This is a genomic window from Comamonas sp. (assembly GCF_036643215.1).
Classification (GTDB): domain Bacteria; phylum Pseudomonadota; class Gammaproteobacteria; order Burkholderiales; family Burkholderiaceae_C; genus Comamonas.
Map to the genome: position 1 here is coordinate 145792 of NZ_JAVXSJ010000003.1, position 21396 is coordinate 167187.

Annotated in this window: 21 protein-coding genes; 3 read left to right on the plus strand and 18 right to left on the minus strand. The window is 62.0% G+C overall.

Annotation, left to right across the window (positions count from 1 at the left end; translation table 11 throughout):
* Nucleotides 1–2: 2 nt before the first annotated feature.
* Nucleotides 3–2183, minus strand: a complete 2181-nt coding sequence (locus tag RSF91_RS03735) for a cyanophycin synthetase (protein ID WP_332567153.1) — start codon at nt 2181–2183, stop codon at nt 3–5.
* A 225-nt stretch (nt 2184–2408) separates the two neighbouring features.
* Between RSF91_RS03735 and RSF91_RS03740 the strand changes: the two genes are divergently transcribed.
* The 3 genes from RSF91_RS03740 (at nt 2409) to RSF91_RS03750 (ending at nt 5841) form a co-directional block, all read left to right on the plus strand.
* The gene (locus tag RSF91_RS03740) at nt 2409–4700 is read left to right on the plus strand and encodes a cyanophycin metabolism-associated ABC transporter (protein ID WP_332567154.1); all 2292 of its coding nucleotides are present in this window, start codon (nt 2409–2411) and stop codon (nt 4698–4700) included.
* A 3-nt stretch (nt 4701–4703) separates the two neighbouring features.
* Complete coding sequence (locus RSF91_RS03745) at nt 4704–5195, plus strand: cyanophycin metabolism-associated DUF1854 family protein (protein WP_332567155.1); 492 nt, start codon at nt 4704–4706, stop codon at nt 5193–5195.
* Between the two features lie 208 nt (nt 5196–5403).
* Nucleotides 5404–5841: a hypothetical protein gene (locus RSF91_RS03750; protein ID WP_332567156.1), complete on the plus strand. Its 438-nt coding sequence runs from the start codon at nt 5404–5406 to the stop codon at nt 5839–5841.
* 65 nt (nt 5842–5906) lie between these two features.
* On the opposite strand, the gene RSF91_RS03755 is transcribed toward RSF91_RS03750, so the two are convergent.
* The 17 genes from RSF91_RS03755 to gspG all read right to left on the minus strand — a co-directional run bounded on the left by RSF91_RS03755 (nt 5907) and on the right by gspG (nt 21371).
* A complete protein-coding gene (locus RSF91_RS03755; RefSeq protein WP_332567257.1) occupies nt 5907–6371 on the minus strand; it encodes an EF-hand domain-containing protein in 465 nt (154 codons plus the stop codon).
* Nucleotides 6372–6442: 71 nt separating this feature from the next.
* The gene (locus tag RSF91_RS03760) at nt 6443–7360 is read right to left on the minus strand and encodes a 5'-nucleotidase (protein ID WP_332567157.1); all 918 of its coding nucleotides are present in this window, start codon (nt 7358–7360) and stop codon (nt 6443–6445) included.
* Between the two features lie 15 nt (nt 7361–7375).
* Nucleotides 7376–8599, minus strand: coding sequence for a type II secretion system inner membrane protein GspF (gspF, locus tag RSF91_RS03765; RefSeq protein ID WP_332567158.1), 1224 nt, complete (start codon nt 8597–8599; stop codon nt 7376–7378).
* A 333-nt stretch (nt 8600–8932) separates the two neighbouring features.
* The gene (locus RSF91_RS03770) at nt 8933–9589 is read right to left on the minus strand and encodes a glutathione S-transferase family protein (protein ID WP_332567159.1); all 657 of its coding nucleotides are present in this window, start codon (nt 9587–9589) and stop codon (nt 8933–8935) included.
* 110 nt (nt 9590–9699) lie between these two features.
* Entirely contained in the window at nt 9700–10386 is a 687-nt protein-coding gene (locus RSF91_RS03775) for a helix-turn-helix transcriptional regulator (RefSeq protein WP_099738822.1), read from the minus strand.
* Between the two features lie 8 nt (nt 10387–10394).
* Entirely contained in the window at nt 10395–11396 is a 1002-nt protein-coding gene (locus tag RSF91_RS03780) for an LLM class flavin-dependent oxidoreductase (RefSeq protein WP_332567160.1), read from the minus strand.
* 46 nt (nt 11397–11442) lie between these two features.
* Nucleotides 11443–11727 carry a hypothetical protein gene (locus RSF91_RS03785; RefSeq protein WP_332567161.1) on the minus strand — a complete coding sequence of 95 codons (285 nt, stop codon included), beginning with the start codon at nt 11725–11727 and terminating at the stop codon, nt 11443–11445.
* A 73-nt stretch (nt 11728–11800) separates the two neighbouring features.
* On the minus strand, nt 11801–13162 hold the full coding sequence (locus tag RSF91_RS03790; protein WP_332567162.1) for a GspE/PulE family protein: 1362 nt from the start codon (nt 13160–13162) through the stop codon (nt 11801–11803).
* A 9-nt stretch (nt 13163–13171) separates the two neighbouring features.
* Nucleotides 13172–15556, minus strand: a complete 2385-nt coding sequence (gene gspD / locus RSF91_RS03795) for a type II secretion system secretin GspD (protein WP_332567163.1) — start codon at nt 15554–15556, stop codon at nt 13172–13174.
* Between the two features lie 3 nt (nt 15557–15559).
* Entirely contained in the window at nt 15560–16390 is an 831-nt protein-coding gene (gspN, locus tag RSF91_RS03800) for a type II secretion system protein N (RefSeq protein ID WP_332567164.1), read from the minus strand.
* Nucleotides 16391–16399: 9 nt separating this feature from the next.
* Nucleotides 16400–16942 (minus strand): type II secretion system protein GspM, encoded by a 543-nt coding sequence (gene gspM / locus RSF91_RS03805; protein ID WP_332567165.1) that lies wholly within the window; start codon nt 16940–16942, stop codon nt 16400–16402.
* Entirely contained in the window at nt 16939–18165 is a 1227-nt protein-coding gene (gene gspL, locus RSF91_RS03810; RefSeq protein WP_332567166.1) for a type II secretion system protein GspL, read from the minus strand. Before gspL ends, gspM begins: the two co-directional genes overlap by 4 nt.
* A 42-nt stretch (nt 18166–18207) precedes the next feature.
* Nucleotides 18208–19134 (minus strand): type II secretion system minor pseudopilin GspK, encoded by a 927-nt coding sequence (gene gspK, locus RSF91_RS03815; protein WP_332567258.1) that lies wholly within the window; start codon nt 19132–19134, stop codon nt 18208–18210.
* A gap of 137 nt (nt 19135–19271) precedes the next feature.
* A complete protein-coding gene (locus RSF91_RS03820) occupies nt 19272–19958 on the minus strand; it encodes a prepilin-type N-terminal cleavage/methylation domain-containing protein (RefSeq protein ID WP_332567167.1) in 687 nt (228 codons plus the stop codon).
* 3 nt (nt 19959–19961) lie between these two features.
* Nucleotides 19962–20315 carry a type II secretion system minor pseudopilin GspI gene (gene gspI / locus RSF91_RS03825; RefSeq protein ID WP_332567168.1) on the minus strand — a complete coding sequence of 118 codons (354 nt, stop codon included), beginning with the start codon at nt 20313–20315 and terminating at the stop codon, nt 19962–19964.
* Nucleotides 20312–20752, minus strand: coding sequence for a prepilin-type N-terminal cleavage/methylation domain-containing protein (locus tag RSF91_RS03830; protein ID WP_332567259.1), 441 nt, complete (start codon nt 20750–20752; stop codon nt 20312–20314). Before RSF91_RS03830 ends, gspI begins: the two co-directional genes overlap by 4 nt.
* A 166-nt stretch (nt 20753–20918) precedes the next feature.
* Complete coding sequence (gene gspG, locus RSF91_RS03835) at nt 20919–21371, minus strand: type II secretion system major pseudopilin GspG (protein WP_332567169.1); 453 nt, start codon at nt 21369–21371, stop codon at nt 20919–20921.
* Nucleotides 21372–21396 lie beyond the last annotated feature (25 nt).

Consider the following 21396-nt stretch of genomic DNA (forward strand, 5'->3'; position numbering starts at 1 on the left):
GCTCAAGCCTGGTATTCAAAGGTCTTGATGCCCGCGCCGATCAGATCGGGCGTGATATCCAGCGCCCATGCCGTGGCAATGGCGGCCAGCAGCGCGGGAGTGTCGGGGCGCTTGCCACCGGCCAGAGACAGTGCATCCAGCGTGCCCAGAACGCGTTCTTGCGCGCCCGTTGCCAGCACCACATTGTTGCCCTTGACGAACACGGCGCGGCCGCCTTCGTGCTGAACTTCGGTGTTGGCGCGGTGGGCGGCCACGAATTCGTTGGCGGCGTCGGTGGAGTACAGAACCACTTCGCCGTCGCACAGCTCGGCCAGATCAGCCACTTCGGGCAGGTCAGCGTTCAGCACGCCAGCTCCGCCATCGAGCACCACATCGATCTGGGTGCGCATGACGCGGCGCATCTGGCCCGCTTCCAGCACATCGTGGTCAGCCAGTTGTTCAAAGCCGTTCATGTCGGTCACAACACCGACCAGGCAGCGGTCATAGGCCAGACCCTCTTCCAGAATGGAGCGGGCTGTGGTTTGAATCACGGCGGCCTGTGCCAGACGGTTGGTCAGCAGGCGGTGTGCGCCAGCCCAGTTGGCGGTATTGGTCTTTTGTGTCTGACGGTTGGCCAGATACATGCCTTCGCTGCTGGCAACGCCGGTCAGCTTGCCAGACAGCTGCAGCAGCCAGCCCACCAGACGCGAGATGAAGGCGTTGTTGCTGGTGCCCACAATGCCGACGACGGGAATGCGACCCGCGCCGGGGCCATCTTCACGCGGGAAGAGGTGGTCGGCAATCGCCATGCCCACGGGGCGGGGTGCGCCGCTGGTGGGCTTGAGGTGCATCAGCAGGCCGGGGCCGGCGTTGACTTCCAGAATCGCGCCCTGACCCTGCATGGGCTGTGAGACGTCCTTCAAGATCATGTCCATGCCAGCGATGTCAAGGCCGACAATTTTTGCAGCCAGCACGGCGTAGTACGCCACATCGGGGTGCACGTCGTCCAGGCAGTCGATGGCCATATTGCCATTGCGCTGCAGCAGTACGGCCTGGCCTTGAGGAATCACGCTTTCGGGCGTCACATGCTGGCGGTTCAGCTCCAGCTTGACGGCACCGGCGTCCAGATTGATCCAGTCCAGCGGGTATTCCTGCTCGGGGCCGCGACGGGGGTCCAGATTCAGTACGGCGACCAGTTCGCGCAGCGTGGCGGTGCCGTTGCCGTAGACCGACACGGTTTCGCCCTTGGTGGCGGCGACGACTTTGCCGCCCACAACCAGCAGGCGGTGCTCGGTACCGTCGATGAAGCGTTCCACGATGACGTCAGAGCCTTCAGGCTGGGCCAGCGCAAATGCGGTCTTGATATCCGCTTCCTGGTACAGCTCCAGCGTCACGCCACGGGCGTGGTTGCCGTCGGAAGGCTTGACGGTGACGGGAAAGCCAATGTCCTGCGCCACTTCCCACGCTTCTTCGGGCGTGGCGACAATCTGGCCTTCAGGCACGGGCACGCCGCAGGCGGCCAGCAGACGCTTGGTGAAGTCTTTGTCCTGGGCAATGCCTTCGGCAATGGCGCTGGTCTGGTCGGACTCGGCCGTCCAGATGCGGCGTTGCGCAGCGCCATAGCCCAGTTGCACCAGATTGCCGTCGTTCAGGCGGATATGGGGAATGCGGCGCTCGCCAGCGGCATCGACGATGCAGCCGGTCGATGGGCCGAGGTACCGGTCATTGATCGCGGTCTTGATGGCGTGGATGGCGGGCTTGATCTCGAACGGCTCATCGTTGATGGCCGCCATCAGCAGCTTGTGACCATGCTCCAGCGCTACGCGGGCCACCGCTTCTTCGGGGCAGCGGAACACCATGCGGTACACGCCGCGCTTGGAGATTTCACGGGTCTGACCAAACTCGGCAGGCATGCCGGCCAGGTTCAGCAGCTCGATGATCACGTGCTCCAGCACATGGCCCATCCAGGTGCCGCCTTCCAGGCGCTGGATGAAGCCGCCGCGCTCGCCCACGCCGCAGGTGTGCTCGATCAGGTCGGGCAGCCAGGCAGTCAGGCGGTCGTTGAGGCCGGGAATCTTGTTGGACGGGTAGTCTTCCAGCTCTCCCAGATCCAGCCAGACTTCCAGTACCGGGCGGTATGTCCAGACACTGGGGCCGCGCAGGAAAGTTGTGCGTAAGAGTTGGATGTCGTTGAATTTCGCCATGTTGCTCAGCGGATAAAAATGGGGAGAGCAGGTTTTTTTAAACTCCTGCCCCTGATGGGTTGGCATTGTGCGCCCAGAATCTGCATTGTGAAGCTTGTCAGCCTAAAGGCGGGCTCGCGCGTTAACTGGGGTGTATCGGACGTCGGGCAAAGCCACGTTTACCATGCCGAAGCGGTTAGCCGCATGACTCCTGGAGCCGCCAAGGGCGGAGAAAAATAACTCAACATGCAACATCACCATACTGTGGACGCCTCGGCCGTCTTTGCAGGCCCCCTGGGGGGCGATCTGCGAGCAAAGCTCGTTGAACATGAGAACGTTTTAGCCATCGTCCCGGTTGACCTGAGTGCGGATTTGAAGTTTGGCAACGGCTTGCTGGCCTTGACGCAGGAGCGTCTTCTGGCCTGCGACCCCATCACTCACCAGTGGCAGGAGTGGGCTCTGGCCGTCGATCAGTCCCTGCGCCTGCAGGACCACGGCGGTGTGGGCAATCTGGAGCTGCATACCCATGACGCCCGTCTGGCGCAGTGGCATATCACGCTGACCCATCAGGCAGCCATGCTGCAGCTGATCCAGCAGTTTGACCGCCAGCGCGAGCGCATTGCGCGCCACGAGACCTATACCGCAGCCGCCGATGAGGACACCGCTCACTGCCCGGTCTGCCACACGGCCCTGCCACCTGATACCGAAGAATGCCCGGCCTGCGCCCGCCAGCAGGCGCCGCAGACCTCTACCTGGGTGCTGCTGCGCCTGTGGCGCTTTGCCAAGCCCTACCAGGGCCAGCTGCTGCTGGGCTTTTTGCTGACGCTGGCCACGACGGCGGCTCAGCTGGTGGCGCCGTATCTGACCATTCCGCTGATGGACAAGATCCTGATTCCGTTCCAGAACGGCGAGAAGATCGACTCCAGTCTGGTGATCTTCTACTTGGGCGCATTGCTGGTTTCGGCGATTCTGGCCTGGGCTCTGGGCTGGGCGCGCACTTTTGTGCTGGCCAAGGTGTCCGAGCGCATAGGCTCAAACCTGCGCACCACGACCTACAACCACTTACTGAATCTGTCGGTGGACTTTTACGGCAGCAAGCGCACCGGTGATCTGATGGCACGTATTGGTGCTGAAACAGATCGTATTAATCTGTTTCTATCGTTGAATGCGCTGGATTTTGCGACCGATGTGCTGATGATCGTCATGACATCGGCGATTCTGTTCTCCATCAATCCCTGGCTGGCGTTGGTCACTCTGGTGCCGCTGCCTTTCATCGCCTGGATGATTCACACCGTGCGCGACCGCCTGCGCACCGGCTTTGAAAAGATTGACCGCGTCTGGTCTGAAGTGACCAATGTGCTGGCCGACACCATCCCCGGTATCCGCGTGGTCAAGGCGTTCGCTCAGGAAAAGCGCGAGGCTGACCGCTTTGCAGATGCCAATCTGGTCAACCTGCAGGCCAACGACAAGGTCAACAAAACCTGGTCGGTGTTCACGCCCACGGTCACGCTGCTGACCGAAATCGGCATTCTGATCGTCTGGGGTTTTGGTATTTATCTGGTGGCTGGCGGCTCCATCACCGTGGGTGTGCTGACCGCTTTTATTGCCTATATCGGCCGCTTCTACACGCGTCTTGATTCGATGAGCCGCATTGTCTCGGTCACGCAAAAAGCCGCTGCCGGTGCCAAGCGCATTTTTGACATCCTCGACCATGTGAGCAACGTGCCCGAGCCCGCCAACCCCGTGAAGCTGCCGGGCAAGGCCCAAGGTGCCATCACCATGGATAACGTGGGCTTTCGCTACGGCAGCCGCTCCGTTATCAAACACCTGAATCTGCAAATCAAGCCTGGCGAGATGATTGGTCTGGTGGGCCACAGCGGCTCGGGCAAGAGCACGCTAGTCAATTTGATCTGCCGCTTCTACGACGTAAGCGAAGGCTCCATTCAGCTCGATGGCGTGGATGTGCGCCGCATGTCTGTGTCGGATTACCGCAGCAATATCGGCCTGGTGCTGCAAGAGCCCTTCCTGTTCTTTGGCACGATTGCCGAGAATCTGGCCTACGGCAAGCCCGGAGCGAGCCGTGAGGAAATCGTGGCTGCGGCCCGTGCGGCCCATGCGCATGAATTCATTCTGCGCCTGCCCCACGGCTACGACTCGCTGGTGGGCGAGCGTGGCCAGGGCCTGTCGGGTGGCGAGCGTCAGCGCATCTCCATCGCCCGTGCGCTGCTGATTGACCCGCGCATTCTGATCCTGGACGAAGCGACTTCGGCTGTGGATACCGAGACTGAAAAGGAAATCCAGAAGGCGCTGGACAACCTGGTGCAAGGCCGCACCACGATTGCCATTGCCCACCGCCTGTCCACGCTGCGCAAGGCCGACCGTCTGGTGGTCATGGACCGTGGCGAGATTGTGGAAGTTGGCCCGCACGACGAGCTGATGGCGCTCAAGGGCCATTACTTCCGCCTGTACGACGCTCAGGCCCGCCGTGCCGAAGAAGATGCGCAGGCCGCTGGTCTGACACTGCAGACCAAGGAATAAATGATGATTGAAGCTCCCCAATCCAATCTGAATGGCATGCAACTGACGCGCAACGCCCATGGCCGACTGGTGCTGACACTGGCCAACGGCCATGTGTTTGAAGGCGTAACGCCCGTGCGTGCCTTCCCTATTGAAGCGCCGCTGGAAGGCCTGTCGCTGATTGCGGCTGATGGCAAAGAAGCGCTGTGGGTCTCTCGCATGGCGGACCTGCAGCCCGAGCATCGTCAGCTGATTGAGCAGGATCTGGCGGTCCGTGAATTCATTCCCACGATTGAGCACATCCTCAAGGTCTCCAGCTTCTCCACTCCCAGCACCTGGGACCTGCAGACCGATCGAGGCATGACGCAAATGGTGCTCAAGGCCGAGGAAGATATCCGCAAGCTGGCGGGGCGTACCAAGCTGCAGATTACGGGTCAGGATGGCGTGCAGTACCGCATTCCGGACAGCAACAAGCTGGACCGCCATTCGCGCAAGCTGCTGGAGCGCTTCTTGTAAGCCTTCATTTCAGACAAATTCACAGGCCTCACGCGACAGCGTTGAGGCCTTTTTTATGCCGAAATGGCTTGTGGAGCTTGGAATGAATGCGCTGACAGCTATCAAAACAGGATTGAAAATAATCCTTTAGTTTTCTCAAGAGTGGTCGATAAGCAGGCGAGATAGCTGTTTTTCCGCCTGAATTTTTTCAACTCCTGAGGGCCAAGCCATGCAAATTCCTCCTCTAGACCGGACACAGACGCCCTGGCGTACGCAGGGTGCGGATTTGTATTCCACAGGTGCCTCGGGTGCTGCGCCGGTGCGACCCGTCAATGCGGTGAACGCGAGCGAGTCTGTGGACAAGATTGGCGAGGGGCGCACGGTGCGCGAGCCTGAGAAGCCCTCCGTCGCGGATAGCGAGAACCGCGACTGGACGCTGGCCGAGGAGGTCAAACAAAAGGAAGAGGTGGAGGAGCCGCCCAAGGAGCCTATCTCCAAGCAGCTCATCGAGTTCATTCAGTCCATGTGGCGGGCCAGCGCGCAGGCGGTGGAGCAGGCGCAGGAAGTGAGCAAGTCCGAGGATGTGCTGCAGAACAAGCAGTCGGCGCGCAATGAGCCGCTGACTTATTCCGAGCCTCGTATCAAGCGCACAGGTGGCCCTAAATAAAGGACTGCTCTTGACTCAGTAGCTGATAGCGCTTGCTAGTTAAGCACTTCAGCGATGTTTGGTGTTTACTTGCTTTCAGAATCAGCGCTTGCAGCTTCTGATTTGTGAGCGTTTTCAGTCGCTGCATGGCTCGCAGCGGCTTCGGCGGCCTTGGTCTTTTCGCGCTCGGCGCGGTATTTGACGGCGTAGGCGCGGACTTCTTCGTAGGTCACAAAACCGTCTTTGTTGGTGTCGGTTTCGTCAAAGGCGGCAGCCAGCTTGGGGATGATGGCGACTTCCTTGCGGCTGAGCTTGCCATCCTGATTGAAGTCCAGCATTTTGAATTGCTGCTGGGCCTTGATTTCGCCTTTGGAGAGCTGGGCGCTGTTCTTGGCGCCTGATTTGTCAGCGCTATCTTCGGCGCGCACGGTGGGCAGCAACAGCACAGCACTGGTCAGCAGCACGCCCATGGCGGATTTCATGATGGTGGTGCTGCGGGAGATGGAGATTTTCTTTTTGACTGAGTGCATAGAGGTACAGATAAGGGCGATGCAGCCATTCTCAACCGCAAGCCCGCTGTAGCACCCAAGTTTTGCATTCGCTTTCCTGGCTTTGCCAAGCTTTACGAATGTATCGGTGGTTTGTCGTGGGCGATACCGCTGCGTACATGGCCCGATGGAACATGGCTGGCGGCATTGCGGACATGGCTGGTCTGGTCGTCAAAGAAGAAGTCGGGCTCGAACTCACGCAGAAATTCGCCCTTGGCCAGGCCACCGAGAAACATGGCCTCATCCACATCAATTTTCCAGTCCATCAGCGTGTTCAAGGCGCGCTCATGGGCGGGTGCGCTGCGTGCAGTAACCAGGGCCGTGCGTATGCGCATGCCGGGCACCTCAATCTGCTGCAGGCTGTGCAAGGCGGCCAGCAGGGGCTTGAACGGGCCTTCGGGCAAGGGCTGGGCAGCCTTTTCCTGTTCGTGCTTTTGAAAGGCGGCCAGCCCCTCGGCCTGAAAAACGCGTTCGGATTCGTCGGAGAAAAGCACGGCGTCGCCGTCAAAGGCAATGCGTACTTCCTGCGGGTGGCTGCCGCTGGCGCGCATGGAGTCGGTGAACACATGGGCGGCGGGGTAGCCCAGTTGCAGCGCCTGCGTTACATCGTCGGCATTGGCGGAGAGAAACAGCTGCGCACCCAGCGGGCGCAGATAACCAAACGGGTCACGCCCCTGCGTGAATACGCCGCGCTGAATGGAGTGCAGGCCGTGGGCCTTGGCCGAGCGAAAGGCGCGCATGCCGCTGACCGGGTCGTTGCGTGACAGCAGCACGACTTCCACCCGTTGCTGCTCTGCGGTGTTGAAGGCTAGCAGCTTTTTGACCAGCGAGAACGCCACGCCGGGCGCTGCGGGCACATCCAGTCGCTCGCGCTGCAGGCGCAGATAGCTGGCCGGGTCGGTGTTTTCAAACAGGCGGTTTTCTTCCTCGAAATCAAACAAGGCTCGCGAGGAAATGGCGACGACCAGCTGGTCTTGCAGAGACACGGGCATAGGTGGGAAAGCCTGTTATTTGACGAACTGATTGAGCTGGATGATGGGCATGAGCACGGCCAGCACGATGAGCATGACGATCAGGCCCATGGCCACGATGAGCAGGGGCTCCAGAATGGTGGCCAGATGCATGGCGCGGCGCTGCACCTCGGTTGATAGTTGGGTGGCTGCGCGTTGCAGCATCAGCGGCAACTGGCCGGTTTGCTCACCCAGCCGGGCGAACATGGCGACCAGACCGGGAAAGCGCTTTTTTTGCGCCAGAGCCGATGCCAGCGGCGCGCCTTCACGCACCAGCACCAGTGCATCCATGGCATCCGCGCGCAGGGCGCGATTGTTCAGTGTCTCGGCTGCAGCTTGCAAGGCTTTGAGGATGGGCACGCCAGCACCTGCCAGCATGGCCAGAGTGCCGGCAAAACGGGCGGCGTTGTAGCTGCGCGAGAGGCGGCCGACCAGCGGCAGGTTGAGCCACTGGGCATCAAAATTTTCACGAAAGTCCTCGTTCTTGAGCGCCATGCGAAATCCCATGGCGCCCAGAACGATTACGCCGAGCATGAACCAGCCATAGCTGCGCACAAAGTCGCTGACGTTAAGCATCACTACGGTGAGAAATGGCAGCGCGCGCTTGGTGCCTGCGAACACGCCTGCAACCTGCGGCACCACATAGCTGACCAGAAAGATCACGATGACGATGGCCACCAGCGTGACGATGGCCGGGTACAGCGAAGCACCGATGAGCTTGGACTGCAGCGCCTGGCGCGACTCCAGATCGTCGGCCAGGTTTTCCAGCACCGGGCCCAGGCTGCCGCTGGATTCGCCCGCCCCAATCACGGCGCAGAAGATGTCGGAGAACTCGCGCGGGTGCTGCTCCAGCGCACGTGCAAAGCTGGAGCCTGCATTAACCTCGGCCCGCAAGGCGGCCACTAGCTGGCGCTGGCGCTCGTCATCGGCCTCTTCGGCCAGAGCAGCCAGTGCGCGTTCAATGGGCAGGCCGGAGCTGACCAGACCGGCGATTTGCCGCGTCCACACGGCCAGACTCGTGGAGCTGAAGACTGGGCGTGTGAGCCAGCTCGATACCGAGGCACCGCCTTTGTTCTGGCCTGCCGCCACGGGCTCGACTTGCAGAGGCACCAGTGCCTGCGTGCGCAGCTGGCTGCGAGCGGCACGGACGTTATCGGCTTCAAGAATGCCCTTGCGGGTCTGGCCCTGGGCATCCAGGGCTTCAAAGGTAAAGGCGGGCATGCGTTGCAGTGGCTTTGTAACGAGTTACTGCGATGGTAGCGACTATTGATGACCGCATATCACCTTTGAGCAAGGGGCACTTAAGACTGTTGCATGGCTTGCGCGGTAATTTCCAAATTGCGCAGGCGCAGATCGGCGTTCTACACACGGCTGCCGATCATGAATTCATCAGCCTGCGTTTCAACGGCCCGCTTTCGCAGGCCTTGCTGCACGGTGTCTGGTCCGCCAATCACGCCTGCGACCAGAAGTTGCCCACAGGTAGCAGCAGGCGTGGATTGCTATAAATTTTGATGGCCTTGCGCTTGACTGGCAGGCGCTGTGGGCCAGAAACCTTTAAATAATGGGAGCCGTGGCGGCGGCTTGCATATCGCCGTCGATCTCGTCGGCCCGCACCGAGGCAGGGCGCTGCAGCAGCGGTGTGGCATAGGCTTCGAATTCGGGCAGCTTCGGCAAAGTGCCATCCATCATGCTCCAGCCGATATAGCTGGCCAGATACAGATCAGCGGCCGTGAAATGGTCGCCGCAGACATAGTGCTTGCCGCTCACCGCTTGCTGCAGCGTGTTCACTACATCTTCGAAGTGGCCAAAGCCGGCCGACATGGCTTGCTGATGGGTTTGCAACTTCAGCCAGCCTTCGTTTTTGGCCGTGGTGGCGGCCTCTACCGGACCGGCAACAAAGAATAGCCAACGAAAGTAGCTAGCGCGCTCCGGGCTGGCGATGGCAGGGGCTAGCTGCTTGTCGGGAAATAGCTCAGCCAGATAGGCCAGGATGGCCCCGGTCTCGGTGATCACGGCATCGCCATGCTGCAACGCCGGAACCTTGCCCATGGGGTTGATGGCCAGGAACTCGGGCGTCTTCATCTCGGGGCCGAACTCCAGGTTCACGAGTTCATAGTCTGCGCCGCACTCCTGCAGCATCCAGTGCACCATGCGGGCACGCGATCTGGGGTTGCTGAAAAAGCGCAGCTTGGGCGGGTGTGCTGTGGACATGGCGGATCTCCTTGATGGGCTGTTGTGGAATGGCAAAACGCCATGCAGCCAATGTAGAAGCGGGGGCTGACAGTTTCTGTCAGCAGCAAGACGCCAGGCAGCTGCGCTGGCTAGATTGAGTAGCCGGTCTGCTCCAGCCAGCGCTGTATCAGCGTCTGGCGCCGCTGCGGATAACGCTGGCCCAGGTCCTGCAAGGCGTGAACGCGGTCGGCGCGAAAGTGGCGAAATTCCTGACGCAGCTCGCACCAGGCGGAGACCACGCGGGCGCGCTCGAAATACGCCATGGCAAAAGGCCACACCCGGCGCTCTGTCAGCGTGCCATGCTGATCCTCGTAGTGCAGCACTACGATGTGCTCGGCCCGGATGGCGCGGCGCAGCGCGGTCTGCCAGGTTTCGGGTTGGGGCGACTGCTGCATGTTTGGGACCAGCAGGCCGCTGGTGTCGACGGCAATGCGCAACTCCAGCGGCAGCGCGCTGCGGATGCGGTCCATGGCGGCTTTGGCCGCCTGTGCCAGTTGTGGATCGGCCTGCAGGCTGGCCCAGCTGGCACCCAGCAGCAGGGCTTCGAGCTCGTCGGCATTGAACATCAGCGGTGGCAGCAAAAAGCCGGGGCGCATCTCAAAGCCCAGACCTGGGTCGCCCAGAATGTCCGCCCCCTGGGCACGCAAGGTGGCAATGTCGCGGTAAATGGTGCGCAGGCTCACGCCCAAAGACTGGGCCAGCTGTGGCCCGGACTGCGGCTGGCGGGCGCAGCGCAGGGCATCGAGCAGTTGCAGCAGACGGGCGGACCGGCTCATGCGAGAGATCAGGCCTTCATGGCATCCGCCGTGATCTCCAGGCTGCGCAAACGCAAGTCGGCGTCATACACATCGCTGACGATCATGAATTCATCAGCCTGGGTTTCATCGGCCAGCTTCTGCAGGCCTTGCTGCACGGTGTCTGGCCCGCCAATCACGCCTGCGGCCAGAAAGTCGGCAATGGCGGCTTGGGAGCGGGCATCGAGCTGCTGCCAGAAGTTTTCCACAGGCGGCAGCAGGCGGGTACGGTTGCCGGTCAGAATGCCCAGCACGCGCTGGTGGGTGCTGCTGGCCAGATATTCGGCTTGCTCGTCAGTTTCTGCCGCGATGACAGGCACACCGACGATGGCATAGGGCTTGGCCAGCGTGGCGCTGGGCTTGAACATCTGGCGGTAGATCGCTAGCGCCTGGTGCAACATGCGCGGCGCAAAGTGCGAGGCAAAGGCGTACGGCAGGCCCAGATGCGCGGCCAGCTGGGCCGAGAACAGGCTGGAGCCCAGCAGCCAGATGGGCACGTTGGTGCCTGCGCCGGGCATGGCGATCAGACGCTGGCCTTCTTGCGCCTCACCCAGCAGGTGTTGTAGCTCCTGCACATCACGCGGAAAGTCTTCTTCGCTTTCCACCCGGTCACGGCGCAGGGCGCGCATGGTGGGGCCATCGGTGCCGGGCGCGCGGCCCAGGCCCAGGTCGATACGGCCAGGGTATAGCTCAGCCAGCGTGCCAAAGGCCTCGGCCACGACCAGCGGTGCATGGTTGGGCAGCATGATGCCGCCCGAGCCCACGCGAATCGTTTGCGTAGCACCGGCGATATGACCCACCAGCACAGCCGTAGCAGAGCAGGCAATGCCGGGCATGTTGTGATGCTCAGCCAGCCAGTAACGGGTAAAGCCCAGTTTTTCGGCATGCTGCGCTGTGTGCACAGCAATTTTCAGCGCATCAGCCACGGTGCCGCCTTCGCGTACGGCGACCAGGTCCAGCATGGACAGATTGACGTTGTTCAGAGATTTCATGGCGATGAACTTTTTATGATTTTGATAGCTGCTTGCGCTTGCTGAATCAGCGCTTGCGGCCAATTTCACGACCAAATACCACGGCAACCAGTACGCCCCAGACCAGCAGCACACCGGCTATGGCGTAGTAGGTGGTGCCCGCCTGCATGGCAAAGACCGAGCCCAGCAGGGCCACCAGCGCGGCCATGCGAATCATGCGGCGCAGCTGGCCGACAGGAAAGCGACTCTTGAGCTGGAAAAGGACGGCAAAGCTGATGATGGCCAGCGCTATCAACAACAAGAACAGATCGCCGCCATAGGGCTGGACAGAGGTGCGGAGGTTTTCAAGCATGGGTTCATTGTTGCAAAGCCGAAAAAGGCTTTGCACGCTCAGGCCATGAAAAGCCGGTACCCAGACCTGTGACTCAGTCCCGCGTCACCCGCATCACTTCGGCGGCTGTGGTGATGCCTTCACGCACCAGGCGTTCGCCATCCTCGCGCATGAGTTGCATGCCTGAGGCCTGTGCGGTTTCGCGGATTTCGGCTTCGCTGGCACCTCGGTGAATCTGGGCGCGAATGGTGTCGTCGACCACCAGCATTTCAAAAATGCCGGTTCGGCCTCTGTAGCCACTGGGCTCGCTGTGATCCACCTTGCGCACCAGCCGCTGTGCCAGCACGCCCAGAAGCGATGAGGACAGCAGGAAGGGCTCGACCCCCATGTCGATCAGTCGTGTAACGGCGCTGGGCGCATCGTTGGTGTGCAGCGTGGCCAGCACCAGGTGACCGGTGAGCGAGGCCTGAATGGCGATCTGCGCGGTTTCAAAGTCGCGGATTTCGCCAATCATGATGACGTCTGGGTCCTGACGCAGCAGGGCTCGCAGGGCCTTGGCAAAGGTCAGGTCGATCTTGGCATTGACCTGTGTCTGGCCCACGCCTGCCAGCTCATATTCGATGGGGTCTTCCACCGTCATGATGTTGCTGTGGCTGGCGTCCATGCGCTGCAGCGCGGAGTAGAGCGTGGTGGTCTTGCCCGAGCCCGTGGGGCCGGTGACGAGCACGATGCCGTGCGGCTGTGCCATCAGGTGGGTAAAGCGTTCCAGCGTCTGGCCGCCCATGCCCACGGCTTCAAGGCTGAGCTTGCTCTCGCTCTTGTCCAGCAGGCGCAGCACGGCGCGTTCGCCATGGGCGCTGGGCAGGGTGGAGACACGCACGTCAATGGCGCGTGTGCCTAGTCGCAGGCTGATGCGGCCGTCTTGCGGCAGGCGCTTTTCGGCAATGTCCAGGTCGGCCATGATCTTCAGGCGGCTGATCAAGGCGGCGTGCAGGGCGCGGTTGGGCTGCACCACTTCGCGCAGATCACCATCGACGCGAAAGCGCACGCTGGAGTGGCGTTCGTAGGGCTCAATATGAATGTCCGAAGCACCATCGCGCGCGGCCTGCGTGAGCAGGGCGTTGAGCATACGGATGATGGGCGCGTCGTCTGCCGTTTCCAGCAAGTCTTCCACGGCGGGCAGGTCTTGCATCATGCGGGTCAGGTCGGCGTCGGACTCGACTTCGCTGACCACCATGGCGGCGTTGGAGTCGCTTTGCGCATAGGCCGCGCTGATGCGGTGCGCCAGCGCGCCGCTGTCCAGCACCTGCCAGCGCTGCACGGCGTGCTTGCGCTGTACTTCAGAGATGGCTGACCAGTCGGGCTGGGGGCTGTGCCAGAGCACGGGCTCCGATCCATCATCTTCAATCAGCAACTGGCTGCTGCGAGCAAAGCCATAGGGCAGTGGGTAGCGCATGCGGATCTCTTACTGTGGTGCGCCGTGGATGATGGAGCTCATGTCTTTTGGCAGGGATGAGAGCGTGGACGGCGCTGGGGCTGGATTGCCGTTCACCTTGGGGTGCTGGGGGTCGCTGAAGTCCACCAGCTCGGGCTTACCGCCGGGCACGTTCAGCAGGGGAGTGGGCAAGGCCATGGACACGGGTTGCGCGGACGGCACGACCCGGGTCTGAGGAGCAGGAGGAAGTCGCTGCGGCAGCACAGGTGCTGCACTGACATTGCGCATCAGCACATTCGGGTCGGGTTGATTGTCTTGCTGCACACCGCGAATGGCATCGTAGCGGTCTTGCGAGAACTGGCTGGTGGAGCTGGCATCACGCAGCACCGTGGGGCGCAGGAAGACCATTAGATTGGTCTTTTTGCGGGAGCGCGCCGTGTTGCGAAACAGATTGCCAATCAAGGGGATATCGCCCAGCAGCGGCACGCGCTCCTGCGTCTGGCCGTATTCATCGGCAATCAGGCCGCCGAGCACGATGATGGCGCCGTCTTCCACCAGCACATTCGACTCAATGGATCGCTTGGTAGTGGTAGGGCCGGAAAGAGCGCTGGAGTTGTTGGATTTGACCGCAGAGTTTTCTTGATAGACGGACATCTTGATGGTGCCGTTTTCATTGATCTGCGGGCGAATCTTGAGCAGCGTACCCACGTCCTTGCGCTCGTAGGTGGTGAAGGGGTTGATGGAGCCGTTGGAGCCCGCCGTGTTGGTGTACGAACCGGTGGGGAAGGGGACGTTTTCGCCCACCATGATGCTGGCTTCTTCGTTGTCCAGCGTCATCAGGTTAGGGGTTGAGAGGATGTTGGTGTCGCCATCACCCTGCATCAGATTCACTAGCGCACCCAGGCTGGTGTTGCCGTTGACGGTCTGGGTAAAGCCCAGGTTCATGCCCTTCATGCCACCGATGGCTGCGGCCTGACTGTCCGTGAGTGCGGTGCCGTTGACGAGATTGCCCACGGCTCCGGCGACGCCAAAGATATTGGGAATGCCGTTGATGGAAGTGGCATTGCCCAGTACGCCGAGTACGCGGCCATTGTTGCGAATGATGGAGCTCCACTGCACGCCCAGCTGTGCCGCCTTGTCGGCCGAGACTTCGACGATCAATGCCTCGATCAGCACCTGCGCGCGGCGGCCATCGAGCTTGTCGATGACGGTGCGCAGCTGGCGGTACAGCGGGCCGGGTGCGGTGATGATTAGAGAGTTGGTCGTGGGGTCGGCTTGAATCAAACCGCCGGTGGATGGTTGCTGCGCCGTGCCAAAGCGTGAGCTGGGGCCGGTGTTGCCGCCGCCAAGGCCCACGGTGGCGCTGCCATCCGTGCCGCGTGAAATAGTGGCTTGCGCCATGGATGGTGTGCCGGTGGCCGATGTATTGGTCATGCCAGCCTGGCCGCCCAGGGCCTGGCTGGCGCTGGTCTGCGCGCTGATAGCGGCGCGCAGCGTGGCGGCCAGCGAGACGGCGTCTGCGTTCTTCAGGTACACGACATGGATGTTGCCGTCGTCGCCATTGCCCGTCATGGCAGGCTGGTCGAGGCGCGCAATCAGCGAGCGGATTTGCGACAGCTTGGCCGGGTTGGCAGCGCGAACCAGCACCGAGTTGCTGCGCGGCTCAGCCAGGATGGAGGTGCGAAAACCGGTGTCCGTCTGGCCTGCTGCAGCGCCTGCGCCGGCCTGAACGCCACTGCCGGTGGCTGAGCCACCGTCGATCAGGCGGTTGACCAGAGCCACCATGTCGCTGGCCATGGCGTGGCGCAGCGGCAGTACTTCTACATCCGTGGCGTTGGAGACATCGGTGCTGGCAATGATGCGCGAGATGCGCTGCAGGTTGTCCGCGTAGTCGGTGATGACCAGCGAGTTATTGCCGGGGTTGACGTTGATGGTGTTGTTGGGGCTGATCAGCGGGCGCAGCACAGGCACCAGATTGCTGGCGTTTTCGTAGTTGAGCTTGAAGATCTGCGTGACGATGCCACCGCCGCCATGATTGCCGCGGCCCACGGCCACTTCATTGGTCTGCAGCTTGGCATCGGCTTCAGGGATGACCTTGAACAGACCCGCAGACTCCACCACCGTAAAGCCCTGCATGCGCAGCGCGGCCAGATATTGCTGGTAGGCCGTGGCAGGCGATACAGCTTTGTCCGTCAGCAGTGTGATCTGGCCTTTGACGCGCGGATCGACCACCACGTTGCGGTTGGTGATGGCGGCCATGGCGCGCGATACGGCTTCGATATCGGCGTTGGTGAAGTTCAGCGTGACGGGTTCGCCGGGTCGCAAGCTAGGCGTAGTTTGAGCATAAATAGTGCTGCTGGCGCATACCAGTATTGCGGCAGCAGCTATTGATTTAAGAGTACTACGCTGAGTCATGGGTCAACCAAAAGTGATGATGGAGCGTGTGCCTTGGCGGCGCCCCAGAATATTGAGCAGATTCGACAGGGCGGCTTCGCGCTCGGGGCTGGCAGAAGCTTCGCCGTTGAAGTGCAGACGGGAGCCCACCCACTGGCCCTGACCGCTAAGGTGAAGGTCGCCATTGAGAGTAGACAGATGGAGTTGGGCGTTGTCACCGCCCTGAATATCTAGCCGGTAGCTGCCCAGTGGCTTGAGTGGCGACAGGCGCGAAGACACGGCCAGTGCTTCCAGCCGGGTCAGGCCCTGACTGGTGGCGCGGCCAGCGCTGTATTGCAGCGCAAGCCCGGTGGTAGACAGGCGCAACTGGCCTTGCAAAGCCACGGTATTCCACGGCGTACCAAGCCCGGTCAGCATATCGGCGGGCAGTTGCAGCGCGCTGTCGTTTACGCGCAGCGTCATGGCATTCCAGCCCGGCGTGAGCTGGGCCAGCACCGGCGTGCTGGTGCAGCAGTCGCTTTGCAGAGTCAGGCTGGCGCTGCCAAAGCCGGGGCGCAAAGTCCAGTTCAGGCGGGTGGGCAGGGTGGTCGCATCGCGGCTGTCTTTGCCGCCCGTCAGTACCAGGTGGGCTGATCCATTCCAGACCGTGCCGCGCGCTTCTTGCAGCTGTACCTGGCCTGCGGTGGCTGATTGCACACCCGCCGCCAGCCATGCCGCAGGCGCGAAGATGGCACCCGTCAGCAAGCCGCCCAGCAGCGCACCGCCAATAGCCCAGCGGCGCGGCGAATGCAGCGCGCCCAGCCCGCGCGGCTGGCGCGAGGTTTTGCTGGAGGGGCGTGATGTCCGCAGGCTCATGGCAAGGGCTTAGTTGGGCTCGCCTGCATGGCCGGGCAGGTCCAGCAGCAAATTGCCGCTCCAGCGTGTGCTGGCTGAGGTGTCTGCAGCATCTGCAGGAGCGCGGTTGAGCTTCATCTCCGCGACGGATGCATGGCTGTTGTCACGCACCTGGCTAAGCCAGCGGGCCAGCGCCGGCGCGGGCGCATTGGTGAGCGTGACTTGAGCGCGGTTGCCCAGCCATTGCATTTGCGCCGTGGCGGGCATGTCGGCTTTGATGGATTGCTCCAGCTGCGTGCGCACATCGGCGTTATTCGCTTGCGGTTGCTGGCGCAGTAGCTCGGCCTGCGACTGCATTTGCAGCATGGTTTGCAGTTCACGGTCTGCGGCGGCGTGGCGGGCGGGGGCGGTGCGCAGGCTGTGCAGTGCAGGTGCCAGTGCAATCCACCAGACCAGTGCCAGCAGCACGACAGTGCCAGCAATCAGCACCAGATTCTGTTCACGCTGTGCGAGGCTTGTCCAGCGCTGGCGCAGTGGCGCAAGCGCGGTGTTCAAGGCGTTGTCTTGCTTCATGGCAGGGTCTTTGCGCTGAGGACGAGGTCAGTGCCTTCACGCTGCAGCTGGTAGCCGCTGGCTTCAAGGCTTTGCTGTGCATCGCTCAGGGCTTCGGGGTTCAGGTCGAGTCCTGTGATGCGCAGTTGCTTGTCCTGGTACTGCAGGCTCTTGGCGTTGGGCATGCTGCTGATGGTGGCGCTGGCGGCCAGCAGGGCTTCCAGGTCAGCGGCAGATAGCGCGCCAGAGTTGCTGCGCAGCACATCCAGCTCGCGCTGCATTTGCACGGGCGCATCCACAATCACGGGCACATGCGGGAAGGTGGTTTGCAGCACCTGCTTGGCTTGCTGCTGGCGCTCGGCGATGGAGCGGTTTTCTTTGAAGGCCCAGGCGTTCAGGCCGATGAGCTGGGCCACGATTGCAATGCCGGTAGCCCAGCGCGCGGCGCGCCATTGCGGGGCTTTGGCAAAACTTTGCCAGGCATCCAGCAAGCGGCGCTTGGCGCGCGTGCTGCCACCCAGGTCCAGATCAAACTGCGCCAGATCACCGGGGTAGCTTGCGCTTTGCAGCAGGCGCTGCGCGGCGGTGAAGATGTTGACGGGGCGCTGCAAGGCTTCTGCCGCGCGGGCGAGCTGGGGCTCAGCCTGAACGGGAAGGTCTTCGGGCAGGCGCGATAGCAGGGGGTGCAGCAAGCTGGCATCGGCACGCAGCGGCAGGGTGGCCAGCGTGGCTTGTCCATCCAGCCCGGTCACGCTGAGCTGGGCGTTGCCGTTGTCGCCCCATAGCAGCAGCTGTGCGCTGGCGCTGGGCCATTGCTCGGGCACCAGCCGGTTGGCGAGATGGCCGCTGCTTTCTAGCAGTTGAAGATGCGATTGCAGCCATGGCTTGTCGCAGGCGGCAACCCAGTAGTTCTGACCGGCCGGTGCGGAGTCCAGCGCCAGGTGCAGGGTTGATGCGTCGTCGAGCAGCTTTTCTTCCAGCAGACCTTCAAGCACAGCGCGCAAGCGCGCTTGCTGACGACGGCTTTGCACGTTCAGACCCGGCGGCAGGGTGATGTTGTGCCAGGAAAGGCGGCTGGCAGGGATGACGGCAGTGACTTGATTCGTGCGGCCCGAGGGGGGCAGCAGAGTCGCGCTGGCCTGGCCGCTGCGCTGAGCGCTTTGACCATCGTCGCTGACGATATAGAGATATTCTGCGGCGGAATTGGCGATTTCCGCTGGCAGCTGTATTAGCAATGTGCTCATGGAGGATGCCGCATTCTATGAGGGCGTTATGACGGCGTGGTGTCAGGGTCTCGGAACTGCGGGCATACCCCAGTCGGCACGCTCCTGCCAGAGTGTGTTGACGTTCATGTCCTTGCGCTCAATCAGTGAGCGCTGGCTTAAGACGTTGTCCCCAAGGCGCAGGCGTCCGCGTGCTTCAAAGTATTCGGTGGTGACGGAGTGCGAGCTCGAATTGAAGGCGCTGGCCATGCCAATGGCCGTGCCAGCCGCACTCAAAGATTTAAAAGGCGAAGTGTTGCGTAACTGCACCAGCTGGTTGGCGCGGGCCCAGTCCAGGTCCGGGATACTGGCCCAGATCACTTCTGCACTGGCCGTGTTGATGTTGACGGTGGTGCGCTGAGGCAGCAAGGTGACATGGGGTTCGAGGCGTGCGATGGTGCGGGCATCAACCCCCAGCCAGCCCAGCTGGCCCACGGTGCGTGGCATCAGTGGCGCGGTTTGCGACCTGCTGAGCGAGGCTTGCTGCAAGGCCGTGGCAATCTGTATGGCGGCGCTTCCGGGCAGGCCCAGCCGCTCGAACAGGCGCATAAAGGGCTGGAGGTTTTCTTCCGAAATCTTCTTGTCTTGACCACTCAGCAGATTGCGCAGATTCAGGCGGGATTGCAGATCGATGATTTCGCCGGAGAGAAAAGCATCCTGCACATCGGCCATTCCATCATCGACCTGGCTGATATTGTTCTTGGCCGCCAAAAAGGTGGACAGGCGCGCTTCCTGCAGTGGCACGGCCCAGGGTTCGCCTAGGTGATCAATTGGGTTACTGCGGTTGGCGCGTGCATCTTCCTGCAGCACCACACGCGACCAGTCCAGCGCGCCCAGCAGCAGCCAGTTGGCCTGCACGCGGTTGCGCTCTGCCGTTTCAATCTCCACATCACGCCACTGCTGCCATAGTGCGGCCGATGCAAGCGTGGCGACCAGCACCACAGTCAGCATGGCCGCCAGCAGAGCCGCGCCATGTTGAGGCGATCGCTGTGCGCGGGAGGTTGCCGGGGCCAGAGACGCCAAGCGAGAGCTGCCTTGCGGCGAAGGCGTCTTCCCCGTATGGGGAAGGAGCGAAGCGACACAGGGGGTCATGATCGTGAGTTAGAGCGAAGCGGGTTGACCCAATCCACCGTCATCACGCCATTCAGCGCTCTGTCAGCGGGTAAGGTGAGTTCGATGCGAATGCCATCGGGCACCGTGGGCATGGCGGTGGCGCTTTCGCCGTTGGCATTGCTGGTGCTGCTCTGGTCGCTGGAGAGCGGGTTGGTCCACGCATTGCTGCGGTAGTAGTACACGCGCCACAGGTCCAGCGGCAGCAGCACGGTTTCGCGCCGCATCTGGTCGCTCGATGGGTTGCGGCCCCATTGGGCGGCCTGGCTCCATGCGTCATTCCATTCACTGGCGGTACGTGCGGGCAGCGACTGCCAGCGCACCCATTGCTGCAGTCCGTCCACATTGCGGCGGCTCCAGGCCACGACCAGTGCGCCGTTGTCATTGGTGGCGCTGGTCTTGCGGGTCAGGCGCAGCACCTGCCCATCCCAGTCCAGCGCCTGGCGGCCTTGTAGCGGCATAAGGGCGTTGAGGTCGGTATTCCACTGGGCCAGCACGGTCTGCATGATGGCGTGCTGATCGCCCTGCGCCCGCGTTACCTCCTGCGCACGCAACATGCCATCAATGCCGCGCCAGCTCATGATGGACAGCAGCGCCATGGCCGCCAGCGCGACTAACAGCTCAATCAGAGTAAAGCCCAGATTCTTGGTGCGCATGCTGCTCATGATTCAGTAGCGGCCAACAATGGTGGAGACACGCAAGATGGCTGAAGATTCGGAAAAAACCTGCGCATCCACACGCCTGAAGCTAGGGTTGGGTGTGGGGCGCACGCTGACTTGCACCTGCATCTGCCGACCTGCCTGCTGGCAGTTGGTGGAGGTGTCGCCCACAGCAGGCATCTGGTTGAAAAGGCGCAGCCGCACCAGCTCATTTTGTGCACAGAGCTGGGCGAGGATCACATCGGCCTGGCGCTGGGCATTGCGCGTGAGCGCGCTGCTGGCCTGCAGGCCAGCCAGCAAGGTGACGCCGACGATGCCGACGGCGACCAGCACTTCAATCAGCGTAAAGCCGCGCTGCTTCATTGCGCCACCTGCATGTTCTGAATGCTGAAGGGGCGCAGGCCGTCTGTGCTCAGTTGCAATGGCGCGGAGTTGCTGCCAGGCAGCGACAGGGTAATGCTCTGGCGGGGAATCAATGGCTCTGGCCCCAGCACCACGGGCGTGCTAGGCTGAATCTGCACCGCAGTCTTGAGCCACTGCGTGGGCATTTGCACATTGGCAGGCAGACCCTCAAAGCGAAAGCCCTGAGGCATAGGTCGCCACACGACCAGTGCACCATTGGTGCGCGCTTGTGCGCGGGCAGATTCCAGCAGCGTGGCCAGCCGCTGGGCTTCGCGCTCCAGCTGTTGATCGCCGCTGTCGCGAATGGCCAGGCTCACGCCAGCCGTCGCCAGCGCCATGATGGAAATCACGACCAATAGCTCAAGCAGCGTGAATCCCGCAGATTTGATGCGCGCCATGGGCAGAGAGGCCACTAGCGGCGCGCTAGTGGCAGGACGGCTTCAGAGCATGGGCTGGTGTGAGTTTTCGTCGCCGGGCCGCCCCAAGACGAAAACCGGCCAAAGCCGGTCAGGACCCCCTCGGGGGGCAGCGACCACACAAAGTGAGGGAGCGTGGGGGCAGACGTCATTGCCAGCTGCCAATATCCGCATCCTTGCCCTCGCCACCGGCCTTGCCGTCACCGCCAAAAGACATGATGTCGATAGGGCCCTTCACGCCGGGGTTCAGGTACTGATAAGCATTGCCCCAGGGGTCGTTGGGCAGCTTTTCCAGATAAGGCTTCCAGTTCTGCGGCGCGGGGCCGGCGGTGGGCTTGGTCACCAGTGCCTTCAGGCCTTGCTCGGCCGTGGGGTAGCGCTGGTTATCGAGGCGGTAGAGTTTGAGTGCCTGATTGATATTGGCGATATCGGTCTTGGCGGCAGTCACGCGCGCATCGTCGGCGCGGTCCAGCACATTGGGCACGATGAGTGCGGCCAGCACACCGATGATGACCAGTACCACCATCAGCTCAATCAGGGTGAAACCACGCGATGCAGCGTGGCGGATAGCAGACAGTGAACGGTGGCGATGAGATGTCATGTGGCTCTGTACTAGAAACGCAATA

Excerpts from the sequence above, each read along its gene's own strand:
- RSF91_RS03740 (WP_332567154.1), top strand. The coding sequence starts at position 2,409 with ATGCAACATCACCATACTGTGGACGCCTCGGCCGTCTTTGCAGGCCCC.
- gspL (WP_332567166.1), bottom strand. The coding sequence starts at position 18,165 with ATGAGCACATTGCTAATACAGCTGCCAGCGGAAATCGCCAATTCCGCC.
- gspM (WP_332567165.1), bottom strand. The coding sequence starts at position 16,942 with ATGAAGCAAGACAACGCCTTGAACACCGCGCTTGCGCCACTGCGCCAG.
- RSF91_RS03830 (WP_332567259.1), bottom strand. The coding sequence starts at position 20,752 with ATGGCGCGCATCAAATCTGCGGGATTCACGCTGCTTGAGCTATTGGTC.
- RSF91_RS03780 (WP_332567160.1), bottom strand. The coding sequence starts at position 11,396 with ATGAAATCTCTGAACAACGTCAATCTGTCCATGCTGGACCTGGTCGCC.
- RSF91_RS03770 (WP_332567159.1), bottom strand. The coding sequence starts at position 9,589 with ATGTCCACAGCACACCCGCCCAAGCTGCGCTTTTTCAGCAACCCCAGA.
- RSF91_RS03820 (WP_332567167.1), bottom strand. The coding sequence starts at position 19,958 with ATGAGCAGCATGCGCACCAAGAATCTGGGCTTTACTCTGATTGAGCTG.
- RSF91_RS03745 (WP_332567155.1), top strand. The coding sequence starts at position 4,704 with ATGATTGAAGCTCCCCAATCCAATCTGAATGGCATGCAACTGACGCGC.
- gspF (WP_332567158.1), bottom strand. The coding sequence starts at position 8,599 with ATGCCCGCCTTTACCTTTGAAGCCCTGGATGCCCAGGGCCAGACCCGC.
- gspI (WP_332567168.1), bottom strand. The coding sequence starts at position 20,315 with ATGAAGCAGCGCGGCTTTACGCTGATTGAAGTGCTGGTCGCCGTCGGC.
- RSF91_RS03785 (WP_332567161.1), bottom strand. The coding sequence starts at position 11,727 with ATGCTTGAAAACCTCCGCACCTCTGTCCAGCCCTATGGCGGCGATCTG.
- gspG (WP_332567169.1), bottom strand. The coding sequence starts at position 21,371 with ATGACATCTCATCGCCACCGTTCACTGTCTGCTATCCGCCACGCTGCA.
- RSF91_RS03790 (WP_332567162.1), bottom strand. The coding sequence starts at position 13,162 with ATGCGCTACCCACTGCCCTATGGCTTTGCTCGCAGCAGCCAGTTGCTG.
- RSF91_RS03750 (WP_332567156.1), top strand. The coding sequence starts at position 5,404 with ATGCAAATTCCTCCTCTAGACCGGACACAGACGCCCTGGCGTACGCAG.
- RSF91_RS03760 (WP_332567157.1), bottom strand. The coding sequence starts at position 7,360 with ATGCCCGTGTCTCTGCAAGACCAGCTGGTCGTCGCCATTTCCTCGCGA.
- gspN (WP_332567164.1), bottom strand. The coding sequence starts at position 16,390 with ATGAGCCTGCGGACATCACGCCCCTCCAGCAAAACCTCGCGCCAGCCG.
- RSF91_RS03775 (WP_099738822.1), bottom strand. The coding sequence starts at position 10,386 with ATGAGCCGGTCCGCCCGTCTGCTGCAACTGCTCGATGCCCTGCGCTGC.
- gspD (WP_332567163.1), bottom strand. The coding sequence starts at position 15,556 with ATGACTCAGCGTAGTACTCTTAAATCAATAGCTGCTGCCGCAATACTG.
- RSF91_RS03735 (WP_332567153.1), bottom strand. The coding sequence starts at position 2,183 with ATGGCGAAATTCAACGACATCCAACTCTTACGCACAACTTTCCTGCGC.
- gspK (WP_332567258.1), bottom strand. The coding sequence starts at position 19,134 with ATGCTGACTGTGGTGCTGGTCGCCACGCTTGCATCGGCCGCACTATGG.